The sequence below is a fragment of the Peristeroidobacter soli genome, assembly GCF_004138485.1.
Lineage (GTDB): Bacteria > Pseudomonadota > Gammaproteobacteria > Steroidobacterales > Steroidobacteraceae > Steroidobacter > Steroidobacter soli.
On sequence record NZ_RYEV01000008.1, the window covers coordinates 312,023 to 325,464 of the forward strand.

Sequence of the window (13,442 nt, forward strand, 5' to 3'; positions counted from 1 at the left end):
TTCAATTGTGCTGCCGTTGGCCTGTTGCGCGAACGCTTACGCGCCGCGCTTTTGTGTGTATGAGCAGGCACTGCTGGAAGCGCGCCGCGCGAAATCTGTGGCGCGGCGGCGTTGATGGCTCTTGTTCTACTGTTCCGCCGCCAGTTTCTTGAGCCGATAAAGCGCGTCCAGCGCTTCGCGAGGCGTCATCGAATCCGGATCGACGCTGCGAAGGGCGGAGACGGCCTGATGTTCCTCTTCTTCCTCGTCATCGGGAAATTCCAGCAACAACTCTCCTTGCGGCTTCGCCTGTTGCTGTGCTGCCGCCGATCGACGCTCCAGCTCATGCAAATACTTGCGTGCGGCGCCAATCACTTTCGGCGGCACGCCCGCGAGTGCCGCGACCTGCAATCCGTAACTCTGATTCGCCGGTCCGTCCTTCACCGTGTGCAGGAAGATCAGCTTCTCTCCATGCTCGGTCGCATCGAGATGCACGTTGGCGCAGTTATCCACGTCCTGTGCGAGCGAGGTGAGCTCGAAGTAATGCGTGGCGAACAGCGTGAACGCCCGCACGTTACGAACAATATGGTTCGCGCACGCCCACGCCAGCGACAAACCGTCATACGTGCTGGTGCCGCGACCGATCTCGTCCATCAACACCAGGCTGTTATTGGTCGCGTTGTTCAGAATGTTCGCTGCTTCCGTCATCTCGACCATGAACGTCGAACGGCCGCCAGCGAGATCGTCCGACGCGCCGATACGAGTGAACACTCGATCGACCGGCCCGATACGCGCGGCGGTCGCGGGCACATAGCTGCCGATGCGCGCGAGAATCACGATCAGGGCGGTCTGGCGCATGAAGGTCGATTTACCGCCCATGTTCGGGCCGGTGATCACCAGCATGCGCCGGTCTTCCCTGAGTCGCAGATCGTTGGGCACGAACGGCCCGTCGATGAAGCGTTCGACGACCGGATGACGCCCTTCGGTGATGTGAATCACCGGATCGTCTGAAAGCTCCGGCTGTGCGTAACGCAGGTTCACCGCGCGTTCCGCCAGATTCGAAAGCACGTCGAGCGCCGCCAGTGCCGCCGCCGACGATTGCAGGTCAGCGAGCCGCGCGATCAGCAGATCGAGCAGTTCGTCGTAAAGCTGCTTCTCGCGAGCCAACGCCCGGTCGCGAGCGCCGAGCACTTTATCTTCGAACTCTTTCAGCTCGGGGGTGATGTAACGCTCGGCGTTCTTCACCGTCTGGCGACGGTGATAGTCCGTCGGCACTTTGTCGGCGAAGCTGCGATTGATTTCGATGTAGTAGCCCGACACGCGGTTGTAGCCGAGGCGCAGGTTCGAAATGCCGCTACGCTCGCGCTCGCGATTCTCGAGGTCGACCAGATACTGATCGCTGTGCTCGCTGATGAGCTTGAGCTGATCGAGCTCGGCGTCGTAGCCCTGCGCGATCACGCCGCCTTCCCGAATGATGGGCGGCGGCGATTCCACGATGGCGCGCGCCAGCACGTCCTGGAGATCGGGATAGGTGCCGGCTTGCGACGCGAACTCGCGCAGCAGCGGCGAATCGATTTCCGAAAGCAGCTGTTGCAACTCGGGCAAGCGTCCGAGTGCATCGCGCAGTTGAGCGAGATCGCGAGGGCGGGCGCTCTTCAAAGCGACACGAGCGAGGCCGCGCTCGATGTCACCAACGTGATTGAGCAGATCGTGCAGCGGCGTGTACAGCGCGCGATCGATCAGCGTCGAGATCGCCTGCAGTCGCAACTCGATGGCGTCGCGATTGCGCAGCGGCCGATGCAACCAACGGCGCAGTTCGCGACCACCCATCGCAGTCGCGGTTTGATCGAGCACGGCCGCGACGGTGCATTCGGGCCGATTCGTCAAACTCACATCGAGCTCGAGATTGCGTCGAGTCGCGGCGTCGAGCAGCACGGCTTCGCTGCGTTCTTCAGTGCGCAGGCCGCGCAGATGAGGCAGCGCCGCCTTCTGCGTATCGCGAACATACTGAAGCAAGGTGCCCGCGGCGCGGATCGCGAGGGAATATTCCGCGCAGCCGAAGCCGGAAAGGTCGCGCGTCGCGAATTGTTCGCACAGCATCCGCGTGCATGTTTCCAAGTCGAAGTGCCACATCGGGCGCTCGCGGATATGCGTGGTGATGCCGGCGGGTGCCGACGATTCAGGGACCAGCAGTTCGGCCGGACGCAGGCGTTCGATCTCGGCGGCGAGACCTTCCTCGCCGGCGGCTTCCATCACGCTGAAACGGCCGCTCGACAACTCCAGCCAGGCGAGGCCGAAGCGCGGGCCTTCGCGATACAGCGACGCCAGCAAATTATCTTTGCGTGCATCCAGGAACGCCTCGTCAGTCACCGTGCCCGGCGTAACGACGCGCACGACGGCGCGTTCCACCGGACCTTTGGATTTCGCCGGGTCGCCGATCTGCTCGCACATCGCGACCGACACGCCGTGACGGACCAGCCGCGCCAGATACGACTCGGCGGCGTGATACGGCACGCCGGCCATGGGTATCGGCTGTCCGGCCGATTGCCCGCGCGCGGTCAGGGTGATATCCAACAGGCGCGCGGCTCGTTTGGCATCGTCGAAGAACAGTTCATAGAAGTCGCCCATGCGATAGAACAACAGCTCGTTCGGGTACTGCGCCTTGAGGCGCAGGTACTGCTGCATGGACGGGGTGTGGGATTCCAGGGCGGCGGACATCGCTTAAGTGAGTAACTCTTTATGACGCTATGGAAGGCAAACCGGATCTTACGGCCGAAGCGGCCAGAGCCGGGGCGAAAGGACGGAATTGTGCCTGCGCGAATCCGGATATGCCCAGCTTGACGTTGATCCCCAGGACCCTGAAGCATGCGCGGCATGAGTAGCGACGAGGATTTGATGCGGCTGGCCACTCAGGCCGGCGCGGATTTGCTGGACGCCGAGCGGCGCCTGGTCACGGCTGAATCGTGCACCGGCGGCTGGGTGGCCAAGCTGTTGACCGACATCGCCGGCAGTTCGGCCTGGTACGACGGCGGCGTGGTGGCCTACAGCAACGTGCTCAAGCAATCCTTGCTCGGCGTGCGGCCCTCGACACTGGCGTCGCACGGCGCCGTCAGCGAGGCAACGGCGCGCGAGATGGCGATCGGCGCGTTGGAAGCGCTCGGTGGTCATATCTCGCTGGCAGTGACCGGCATCGCCGGCCCCGCGGGCGCGCAGCCCGGCAAGCCGGTCGGCACGGTCTGGTTCGGCTGGGCCTGGAAAGAAGGCCACGAGATCGAGACCCGGGTCGCGTTGGAGACCTTCACCGGAGACCGCGAGGCAATTCGCCGGCAATCCGTCGCGCGAGCCCTGCGCGAGCTGAGCCTGCTGCAGCGGAAGCTCTGATCGGGCACGCCACCGCGGCTCTCGATACTCCCTGCTGGAGCGCTGGCCGCTACAATGAGCGCCTAGCACAGATCCGACAGTGGCGGATCTCGATTAACTGTGCAAATATACAGATATCCCCCAGTTTCGAACCTCGGTATTGCTGAATACTGGCGCCGTCACTGAGTCACCACTAATCAACACAGGTTCCTCCGATGGAAGAAAATCGTAAGAAGGCGCTAGTCGCCGCGCTCGGCCAGATCGAAAAGCAGTTCGGCAAGGGCTCGGTCATGCGTCTGGGCGATGCGAGCGCCACTTACGATGTGGAAGCGGTCTCCACCGGCTCGCTGGGCCTGGACATCGCGCTCGGCGTGGGCGGTCTGCCGAAGGGCCGAGTCGTCGAGATCTACGGCCCGGAATCCTCGGGTAAAACCACGCTGACCCTGCAGGTCATCGCCGAAGCGCAGCGCGCCGGCGGCACCGCTGCGTTCGTCGACGCGGAACACGCGCTCGATCCGGTGTATGCCGAGAAGCTCGGCGTGAACGTGCAGGAACTGCTGGTGTCGCAGCCCGACACCGGTGAGCAGGCGCTGGAAATCACGGACATGCTGGTGCGCTCGAGCGCGGTCGACGTGATCGTGGTCGACTCGGTCGCGGCGCTGACGCCGAAGGCTGAAATCGAAGGCGAAATGGGCGATGCCCACGTCGGCTTGCAGGCCCGCCTGATGTCGCAGGCGTTGCGCAAGCTCACCGGCAACATCAAGCGCTCCAACACCATCGTCATTTTCATCAACCAGATCCGCATGAAGATTGGCGTGATGTTCGGCAACCCCGAAACCACCACCGGCGGTAACGCGCTGAAGTTCTACTCCTCGGTGCGCCTCGACATCCGCCGCATCGGCGCCATCAAGAATGGCGAGGAAGTGGTCGGCAACCAGACGCGCGTCAAAGTGGTCAAGAACAAGGTCGCGCCGCCGTTCCGCGAAGCCGAGTTCGAGATCATGTACGGCAAGGGCATTTCGCGTAACGGCGAAATCATCGATATCGGCGTATTACAGGGCCTGGTCGAGAAGTCGGGCTCCTGGTACAGCTACAACGGCGAGCGCATCGGCCAGGGCAAGGAAAATGCCCGCACCTTCCTGGAAACGCATCCCGAGATCGCCAGCGAGATCGAAGGCAAGATCCGCGAGAAGCTGTTGCCCGATACCAAGGCAGTGAAGGGTGAGGCGGTCTAAGACCAGTCGCACGCGGGAGTTGTTCGAGGCCGCTGGCTTTCCTGCGGCCGATGACGAAGCGCTGACGCCGGAACAACTGGCCGAGCGCGCCAGGAAGCAGGACAAGGAAGTCGAGGTTGCCGCGGTGCGCTTACTGTCGCGCCGTGAGCATTCCACCGAGGAACTGAAGCGCAAGCTGGCTGCGAAGGGCTATCCCGAGGCCAGCATCGCCACTGTCCTCGACAAGCTCGGCAAGAAGAAATGGGTTTCGGACGAGCGCTTCACCGCGAATTATGTCCATCACCATGCGCGGCGCGGACAGGGTCCGGTGCGCATTCGGGCCCAGCTGCGTCAGCAAGGCGTCACGGACTCGGAAATCCAGCAGAAAATCGCGGGCAGCGAGCAGGACTGGAACGGGCTCGCGGCCGAAACCCGGCGTCGCAAGTTCGGCGTGGAACTACCGAAAACCGCCGCTGAACGTGCAAAGCAGGCGCGCTTCCTTCAATATCGCGGTTTTAACAGCGATCAAATCCGCGCCGCCCTCAAGTTCGATCCCCATCTCGATGATCAGTTGGATATCGAGCCGGAAAAGGATGTCGATTCTGGCGCCGGGTTCGATCCCGATCACTCCTGACGGTTTCTCATGACTGCCAAGCGCCTGTCGAGCGCCGATCTTCGCGCGCTGTTCCTGAATTTTTTCCGTGAGCGGGGCCACCAGATCGTGGCGTCCAGCTCGTTGGTCCCGGGCAACGACCCGACCTTGCTGTTCACCAACGCCGGCATGGTGCAGTTCAAGGACGTATTTTTAGGCAAGGACAAGCGCAGCTACAGCCGCGCCGTCAGCTCGCAGCGCTGTGTGCGCGCGGGCGGCAAGCACAACGACCTCGAGAATGTCGGCTACACGGCCCGGCATCACACCTTCTTCGAGATGCTCGGCAACTTCAGCTTCGGCGATTACTTCAAGAAGGACGCGATCCGCTTTGCCTGGGACTTCGTCACCGGCAAGCAGTATCTCGGCATCGATCCGCAACTGCTGATGGTCACGGTGTATCACACCGATGACGAGGCGTATGACATCTGGAACAAGGATGTCGGCGTGCCGGCCGATCGTATCGTGCGCATCGGCGACAAGCCGGGCGGCGGCTCGGACAATTTCTGGCAGATGGGCGAGACCGGTCCGTGCGGACCGTGCTCGGAAATCTTCTACGATCACGGCGCCGACATTCCGGGCGGGCCGCCGGGCTCGCCGGATGCCGATGGCGATCGCTGGATCGAGATCTGGAACCTGGTGTTCATGCAGTTCGATCGCTCGGCCGAGGGGCAGCTCACGCCGCTGCCGAAGCCTTCGGTCGATACCGGCATGGGCCTCGAGCGCACGGCGGCCGTCATGCAGGGCGTGCACTCGAATTATGAAATCGATCTGTTCGTCAATCTGATCCAGGCCGCGGCCGACGCGACCCGCACCAAGGACCTGACTTCGAACTCATTGCGCGTCATCGCCGATCATATTCGCGCATGTTCGTTCCTCATCGCTGATGGCGTGTTCCCGTCGAATGAAGGCCGCGGCTATGTGCTCCGTCGCATCATTCGTCGCGCGATTCGTCACGGTTACAAGCTCGGCCAGACGCAGCCGTTCTTCTACACGCTGGTGGCCGCGCTCGAAAAAGAAATGGGCGACGCCTATCCCGAGCTGCGCACTCAGCGAGCGCAGATCGAGCGCGTGCTGAAGCAGGAAGAAGAGCGCTTCGCCGAGACGCTGACTCAGGGCATGGTGTTGCTGGATCAGGCAATCGCGGCGCTGGGGGTCAGTAAAGAGATTCCGGGCGACACGGTGTTCAAGCTTTACGACACCTTCGGCTTCCCTTCGGATCTCACCGCCGACATCGCGCGTGAGCGCGGGCTCACCATCGACGAGGCCGGCTTCGAGACCGCGATGGAGAAACAGCGCAAGCAGAGTCAGGCCGCCAGCAAATTCGGCGTCGATCTGCGCGCCGGCGTGTCGCTGGATGACAAGACTGACTTCAGTGGGTACGAAAACCTGAGCGGCGCAGGTACGGTCGTGACGCTGCTTCGAGGCAAGGAGCGCGTCGAGGTGCTGCGTGCGGGCGAAGAAGGGCAGGTGATTCTCGATCACACGCCGTTCTATGCGGAGAGTGGCGGTCAGGTGGGTGATATCGGCACGTTGACCGGTCCTAGCGTTGAATTCGAGGTGGTCGATACCCAAAAAATCGGCAGCGCGTTCGCGCATGTCGGTCGCGTGAAATCCGGTGAGTTGCGTGTCGGTGCTCGTATCGAAGCGCGCGTCGATGGCGATCGTCGTCGTGCCACGATGGCGAATCATTCAGCCACGCATCTCCTGCACGCAGCTTTGCGCAAAGTGCTCGGCACTCACGTCACGCAGAAGGGCTCGCTGGTCGCGCCGGATCGTCTGCGCTTCGACTTCGCGCACTTCGCGGCCGTGACGCCGGAAGAGTTGAAGACCATCGAAGAGCTGGTGAACGCGGAGATTCGCGCCAATGCGCCCGCCGAGACCAAGCTGATGGACTACGACGCGGCAGTGGCCTCAGGGGCAATGGCCCTGTTCGGCGAGAAGTATGAGGATCAGGTGCGCGTGCTGAGCTTCGGTGAATTCTCCACCGAGCTGTGCGGTGGCACCCATGTAAGCCGTGCCGGTGATATTGGCTTGTTCAAGATCATCAGCGAAGGCGGCGTGGCCGCGGGCATCCGGCGCATAGAAGCTGTCACCGGACAGGGCGCTTATGAATGGATTTCGCAAACCGATCGCGTGCTTCGCGACGTGGCGACCCTGGTAAAAGCGGGTCGGGACGATGTCGAGGACAAAGTCCGACAGCTGCTGGATCGTAGCCGCAAGCTCGAGAAGGAGGTCGCGGCGCTCAAGTCGAAGCTCGCCAGTGGACAAGGCAACGACCTGACCAGCACGGCAGTCGAGGTCGGTGGATTGAAGGTTGTTGCTACGCGAGTCGATGGCGCCGATGCGCCGGCCTTGCGTGATGCCGTGGATCAGCTGAAGAACAAATTGGGTTCGGCAGCGATTGTGCTTGCGTCGGTGGACGACGCGAACAAAGTCGTGTTGATTGCGGGCGTGACGGCGGATCAGACGGCCAGGGTAAAGGCCGGTGATTTAGTTAACTTCGTCGCGCAACAGGTCGGCGGTCGCGGTGGCGGTCGTGCCGACATGGCGCAAGCAGGTGGCAACGATCCAGCAAAACTGGACGATGCCCTGGCAGGTGTATCGAATTGGATCGAATCCAAACTATCGGCAAAGTCAGCCTGAAACTGTCAACAGTGATTGCGCGAAGTGCAGGTCCGCAAAGAAGCTGCTGTACTTCGCTCAGCCTCGCTATTGCCGTCGCATTATGTCGGTCCGAAAACCCATGAAGTAGATTTTTTGGATACTGGGGAAAATTCGGGTGCACCGAGAAATGAATAGTGCGAACATATTAAAAAATATATTGTCTTTCCTGTGAGGGTAATTTCGATATTCAGGGAAATCCCGATCCCCATTACCCGAGCAGCTGACCTACTCTCGATTTCGAATGAAAAGTGCGCGCGCTGTGGGAGGGCGGTGATTCCACCGCCGGCAAACGCAACTCGATCATTCGGCTGACAGCAAGGAGCGAACCATGTTGATTCTGACAAGGCGCGTCGGTGAGACCGTGATGATAGGTAACGACATCACAGTGACCGTCCTAGGCGTCAAAGGTAACCAAGTTCGTGTGGGCGTGAATGCGCCGAAAGAGGTTGCCGTACATCGTGAGGAGATCTACGAGCGCATCAAGCGCGAGGAGCAGGCGGCGGGCGGTGGCGCGGCGAAGCGTCCCATCACCGGCGCGGGTTCCTGAGATTCTCACGCAGTAGCTTGTCCGCGGGGTGACGTGGCCCGCCACTCCCGCGAGGGCCCTTGCGAACGCTGTGGGCGCGTTCTGCTTGCGACCCTTTACCTAGCGGGCCTCGGCCAGTATTCTTGCCGGCCTTCACTGACCTGGGCGGTACGCCCTGGCAGGCGCCGGAGAGTTGGCCGAGTGGTCGAAGGCGCACCCCTGCTAAGGGTGTATGGGTCAAAAGCCCATCGAGGGTTCGAATCCCTCACTCTCCGCCATCCTCAGGGCTGTAACAATTCGTTACAACTCTCCCGCCGCGAAAAATCCCGCGCCCGACAGTAGCCATTGGCCCGGTGCCGATGCTCTTACGCCGATGAGCCCCCTCGTTGCGTGGAAGCGGTGTTGATCCAGGACTCCAAACAGGCCTTCTTGGCGTCGGTCGAACGGCAGCACGGCCGGCAGCTGCGCCGTTATCTGGCCGCGCGGCTGCGTAACGCCGCCGCCGATGCGCCGGACCTGATGCAGGAGGTCTTCCTCCGCCTGCTGCGTCTGGAGGACCACGAGAGCATCCGCAATCCCCAGGCCTACCTCTACACCATCGCCAGCCACGTTCTTCAGCAGCACGCTCTGAAGCAGGCGCATGCTCCGCAGCTTGCGGCGACGGCGGAGATGGCGTTCGAGTTCTCGCCCGTGGCGGAAGTCGACCCGGCCACCGAGGTCGCCACCGAGCAGGCCTTCGAGGTCATCGATCGCAGCTTGCAGGCCGTCTCGCCTCGCGCGCATCTCACCCTGGTGCTGAGCCGGTGCCACGGCATGCCGCTCCAGGAGATCGCCGAACGGCTCGGGGTCTCGCGGGCCCAAGTGAAAAAATATCTCGCCAAGGCGCTCATTCATGTGCGCGACCACTTGCGCGAGATCGATCAGGAACAGCCATGAGCAGGGATTCGTCGCGCCGGGAGCTGAGCGCCGGCATTCTGGAAGAAGCGTCCTCCTGGGTGATCGAGCTCAGCGAGGCGGATCTCGATGCCCAGCAACGAGGACAGCTGGATCGCTGGTTGCGCCGTTCGCCCGAGCATGTCCAGGCGTTCCTGGAGATCTCCGCGGCGTGGGAAGAGTCGTCGCGGCTCGAGGCGCCACGGGGGGGCGAGCTCGATGCGCTCATCGCACGCGTCATTGCCGAGAACAATGTAGTCCCGCTCGCAACGAGCAAGCCAACCACATCCGTCAGACGCGAGCCTCGCTCGCGCGTGCGGAGGCTGGCCATCGCGGCGTCGGTCGTGCTGGCGGTGGGCACGCTCGCCTGGTGGGCGCGGCCGGAATCCTACTCGACCAGAATTGGTGAGCAACGCTCCATCGCATTGGCCGACGGCTCGGTCGTGCAGCTCAACTCACAATCGCAGCTGCGAGTGCGTTTTTCGAAAAACCAGCGCCTGGTGGAGCTGTCGAGAGGCCAGGCCCTGTTCGAGGTTTTCAAAGACGCGTCGCGTCCTTTCATCGTGGTAAGCGATGGCGCTAGCGTGAAGGCCGTGGGCACGCAGTTCGACGTCAATCATCACAAGCAAGGCATCGTCGTGACGGTGGTGGAAGGGCGCGTCGCCGTGACCCAACCGAGCGCGGCGCAGCCGATGTACCTCGTCGCCGGCGATAAAGTCACATTGGGATCGAACGTCGCGCCGCGCACCGAACGCGCCAACGTCGACAACGCCGTGGCCTGGACTCATCGACGTCTCATCTTCGACGACACCCCGCTGACCGAAGTCATAGAGGAGTTCAATCGCTATAACGTGCGCCGCTTCGTCATCAACGATGCGTCGCTGGAAGGATTTCATATTCGCGGCACGTTCGATGCGAACAAGCCGGAGCGCCTGGTGACGTTTCTCAGCCAGCGTTTCGACCTGTCGGTCGTGGAAACTCAGGAGGAGATCCGCCTCACCTTGAAAAATTCATCGCCGTCGCAGTAGCCACTCGTGGCTGCGCGATGCTCTTAGGCCCGCATGAACCGTTCGCCAATCCTGGACGACGGCACTGGCCAACCCTCGGGGGATGTGAGGTTATTCATGCGTGCAACTGCTCTCGCCGCCGCGCTGTGTATTTCTGCAGTCGGCTTCTCCGCAACACCCAACGCGCTCGCCGCGATTCGTAAGAATACAAACATTGCCGAACAGGATCTCGGCACGGCACTGCGTGTGCTCGAACGGGATCGCAGTATCGAATTGATCTATCTGTCCGAAGACGTGCGCAAGCTGCGTTCGCCGGGCGCGTCCGGCGATCTCACCTCGGAAGAGGCGCTGCGTCAGCTGCTCGAAGGCACGGGGCTCACGTTTCGCGTGCTGGATGAGCGAACGGTCACCATCCTTCCGGAATCGCTGCCGGCATCGAGCACGGCCGCTGAGCCGCAAGCCGCCGAACGATCCGGGTTCTGGCATCGATTTCATCTGGCGCGCGCCAACTTTGCGGAAGATCTGACGTCGGGCGGTGGCGGGCAGAACGTAACAAACGCGACGCCGGAGCTGGTCGAGCTCGAAACCGTGCAAGTGACCGGCTCGCGTTTGGGTCGCGCCGGCGCTGAAGGCGCGCAGCCGGTGCAGGTCTTCAGTCGCGAGCAGATTCAACGCAGCGGTCAGAACTCCATCGCGGAGTTTCTGCGCACACTGCCCGAAGTTTCCGGCGCATCGATGGTGGAAGCGCCGAACGGAGCGTATCCGCACGTCGCGACCATTCAGTTGCGTGGCTTGCCGGCGGGGCGAACGCTGATGCTGATCAACGGCAGAAGATTGCCCGTGAGTGCCAGCACCGACGGCAGCTTCGCCAATCTCAACGCCATTCCGGAAGCGGCGATCGAGCGCATCGACGTTCTGCCGCAAGGCGCGTCCGCGATCTATGGCAGCGACGCGCTGGCGGGTGTCGTGAACATCATCACCCGAAAAAATGTGGACCTGACCACAGTGAATGTGAAATCCGGTTTCGCGGATGGCATCAGTGATCGCACGTTCTCAGCCGCTTTGGCTCGCAGTTGGGAGCGAGGCAGCGCCACGCTCGTCGGCGAGTACTATGACCGCACGGCGTTGTTCAAAGATGAACGCGACGCTACACGCAATCTCGATTTCACCAATCGCGGCTGGCGCGACCTGCGCTCGACCGCGTGCAATCCAGGCACGGTGTATTCCGCCACCAGCGCCAACTTGCCGGGGCTGAATTCGACGACGGCGGCCATTCCCGACGGGCTCACGGGCACGCCGACGATCGGCGATTTCGCCGCCACCGCCGGCACGGTCAATCGCTGCGGCTCGTCCAATCTCAATTCCGCTCTGATCTTTCCCGCCGACCGTTATTCGGTGCTCGCCACCGGCGATTTCAAGCTGACCGAAAACACGACGGTGTTTGCGGAGCTGCAGTTCAGCAGGTTGCATCACGAGTTCTATCCCGTGGTGTATCTGAACCGCGCGCTGGTGCCGGCATCGAATCCATACAATCCCTTTGGCACGGCCGTCCGGGTGGACTATCTGTTCGATAGCGCGCTGCTGGGCAAGCCGGCGTCGACGGTCGATGAGAAAGTCTCGCGTGCCGTGCTCGGTGCGCACGGCAGTCTCGCCGGCGATTGGGAATGGGAAACCAATGCCTGGGGCGCGCGAGACAACTCATGGACGAGTTTCGTGAGCGGCAATTCGGCATTCGTTCCTCCCGAGCTGTCTTCGACCGATCCGGCAACCGCGTTGAATCTGTTCACGACCGGTGCGCCGGCTTCTCAGGAAGTGCTGATGCGCTACATGAGCAGCGGATTGGTCATTCGTACGCCGCGTAATGCATGGAATACGACGACGGGTGGTAACGTCGTACTCCGTGGCAGCGTGTTCACGCTGCCGGCAGGTGCGGTGTCTGTAGCGGTCGGTGCCGAGTACGGACACGAGCAATACGAAAACATCGGGCAACGCGGCAACTTCGACGTGAGTCGTAACAACAAGGCGGCATTCGCCGAAGTGCGAGTGCCGGTGCTGGCGCGTGCGTCGAGCGAAATGCTCACATTGAGTGCGGCGCTACGTCGTGATGATTACAGTGACTTTGGTAACGCCACCACGCCGCAGTTCGGCATCGAGTGGTATCCGTTCGAGAGTCTGCTGGTTCGAGCCGCTTACGCCGAGGCGTTTCGCGCTCCGGACCTGTACACCGTCTATGGCCCCGGTCTGTCGGGCCTGATCAGCACTTCGACGCGGACGGATCCTCGTCGCAACAACGAGCTGATCAACGGCTACACCTATCAAGCGGGCGGCAACGCGAATTTGACGGCGGAGACCGGTCGTTCCGTATCGGTGGGGGTGGTGTGGAATCCGGCCGACTCCGGGTTTCGGACGTCACTGAACTGGTGGAAGGTGTCGATGACCGATCGCATCAGCCCGTTTCCTTCGGAGCAGATCATTCTCAACAACGAGAGTCTGTTCCCCGGTCGCGTGACGCGTGCGGCACCCTCGGGCGATGGCTTGCCGGGCCGTGTGATCGACATCGACTATTCGGCGCTCAATCTCGGCGACATCTGGGTCGAGGGCGTCGATATGGACGTGAGTTATCGGCTCGAGACCGGATTGGGAACCTGGTCGCCGAGCATTCGTGCCACGCGTTACACGCGCTATGACGCCTTGTTGAATCCGTCGGTCGGCATGGACGACTATCTGGCGAAGGCCAACACCGACATCTGGGTGCCGAAATGGCGCGCGACGGCGGGCGTGAGCTGGAATCTCTCGGCGTGGTCCGCTGCGTTGACGGGGCGTTACGTCGGCAAGTATCGGGATTTCAACCCGCTCAACGACGGCCACTATCTGCAGCTCGGCAACAAGATGCTGTGGGATCTCAACACGTCCTGGGATCTGGGTCAGGACGCGAATTTCCGCGACGGCTTGCTCTCGAAGCTGCGCGTGGCGGTCGGCGTCGTGAATCTGTTCGACAGCGCGCCGCAGTTCTCCGCGTCCACGACACCTGGTTACGGCTTCGACGCCGGTCAAGGTGACATTCGCGGCCGATACATCTACGGCGACATCAGCATCCGCTTCTGAGG

Annotated in this window: 9 protein-coding genes and 1 tRNA gene; 9 read left to right on the forward strand and 1 reads right to left on the reverse strand. The window is 62.1% G+C overall.

Annotated features, from left to right (window positions below):
- Window positions 1–126: 126 nt before the first annotated feature.
- The gene (mutS, locus tag EKO19_RS32530; protein ID WP_129781580.1) at window positions 127–2,697 is read right to left on the reverse strand and encodes a DNA mismatch repair protein MutS; all 2,571 of its coding nucleotides are present in this window, start codon (window positions 2,695–2,697) and stop codon (window positions 127–129) included.
- Between the two features lie 156 nt (window positions 2,698–2,853).
- Here mutS and EKO19_RS32535 point away from each other — a divergent pair, with 156 nt between their 5' ends.
- From EKO19_RS32535 to EKO19_RS32575, 9 genes are all read left to right on the forward strand, one after another.
- Window positions 2,854–3,360, forward strand: coding sequence for a CinA family protein (locus EKO19_RS32535; RefSeq protein WP_129781581.1), 507 nt, complete (start codon window positions 2,854–2,856; stop codon window positions 3,358–3,360).
- 194 nt (window positions 3,361–3,554) lie between these two features.
- Complete coding sequence (recA, locus tag EKO19_RS32540; RefSeq protein ID WP_129781582.1) at window positions 3,555–4,574, forward strand: recombinase RecA; 1,020 nt, start codon at window positions 3,555–3,557, stop codon at window positions 4,572–4,574.
- Between the two features lie 19 nt (window positions 4,575–4,593).
- Entirely contained in the window at window positions 4,594–5,187 is a 594-nt protein-coding gene (locus EKO19_RS32545) for a regulatory protein RecX (RefSeq protein ID WP_217705755.1), read from the forward strand.
- A gap of 24 nt (window positions 5,188–5,211) precedes the next feature.
- Window positions 5,212–7,848, forward strand: a complete 2,637-nt coding sequence (gene alaS, locus EKO19_RS32550) for an alanine--tRNA ligase (protein WP_129781686.1) — start codon at window positions 5,212–5,214, stop codon at window positions 7,846–7,848.
- A gap of 349 nt (window positions 7,849–8,197) precedes the next feature.
- Window positions 8,198–8,416: a carbon storage regulator CsrA gene (gene csrA / locus EKO19_RS32555; RefSeq protein ID WP_116808221.1), complete on the forward strand. Its 219-nt coding sequence runs from the start codon at window positions 8,198–8,200 to the stop codon at window positions 8,414–8,416.
- Window positions 8,417–8,582: 166 nt separating this feature from the next.
- Window positions 8,583–8,673 (forward strand) — tRNA-Ser (locus EKO19_RS32560).
- Between the two features lie 112 nt (window positions 8,674–8,785).
- Complete coding sequence (locus EKO19_RS32565; protein ID WP_157995544.1) at window positions 8,786–9,331, forward strand: RNA polymerase sigma factor; 546 nt, start codon at window positions 8,786–8,788, stop codon at window positions 9,329–9,331.
- The gene (locus EKO19_RS32570; protein ID WP_129781584.1) at window positions 9,328–10,356 is read left to right on the forward strand and encodes a FecR family protein; all 1,029 of its coding nucleotides are present in this window, start codon (window positions 9,328–9,330) and stop codon (window positions 10,354–10,356) included. Before EKO19_RS32565 ends, EKO19_RS32570 begins: the two co-directional genes overlap by 4 nt.
- Before the next feature lie 96 nt (window positions 10,357–10,452).
- Window positions 10,453–13,440, forward strand: a complete 2,988-nt coding sequence (locus EKO19_RS32575; protein WP_175597270.1) for a TonB-dependent receptor — start codon at window positions 10,453–10,455, stop codon at window positions 13,438–13,440.
- Window positions 13,441–13,442 lie beyond the last annotated feature (2 nt).

Coding starts and splice junctions, on each gene's coding strand:
- mutS (WP_129781580.1), bottom strand. CDS start 2,697: ATGTCCGCCGCCCTGGAATCCCACACCCCGTCCATGCAGCAGTACCTG.
- EKO19_RS32535 (WP_129781581.1), top strand. CDS start 2,854: ATGAGTAGCGACGAGGATTTGATGCGGCTGGCCACTCAGGCCGGCGCG.
- recA (WP_129781582.1), top strand. CDS start 3,555: ATGGAAGAAAATCGTAAGAAGGCGCTAGTCGCCGCGCTCGGCCAGATC.
- csrA (WP_116808221.1), top strand. CDS start 8,198: ATGTTGATTCTGACAAGGCGCGTCGGTGAGACCGTGATGATAGGTAAC.
- EKO19_RS32570 (WP_129781584.1), top strand. CDS start 9,328: ATGAGCAGGGATTCGTCGCGCCGGGAGCTGAGCGCCGGCATTCTGGAA.
- EKO19_RS32575 (WP_175597270.1), top strand. CDS start 10,453: ATGCGTGCAACTGCTCTCGCCGCCGCGCTGTGTATTTCTGCAGTCGGC.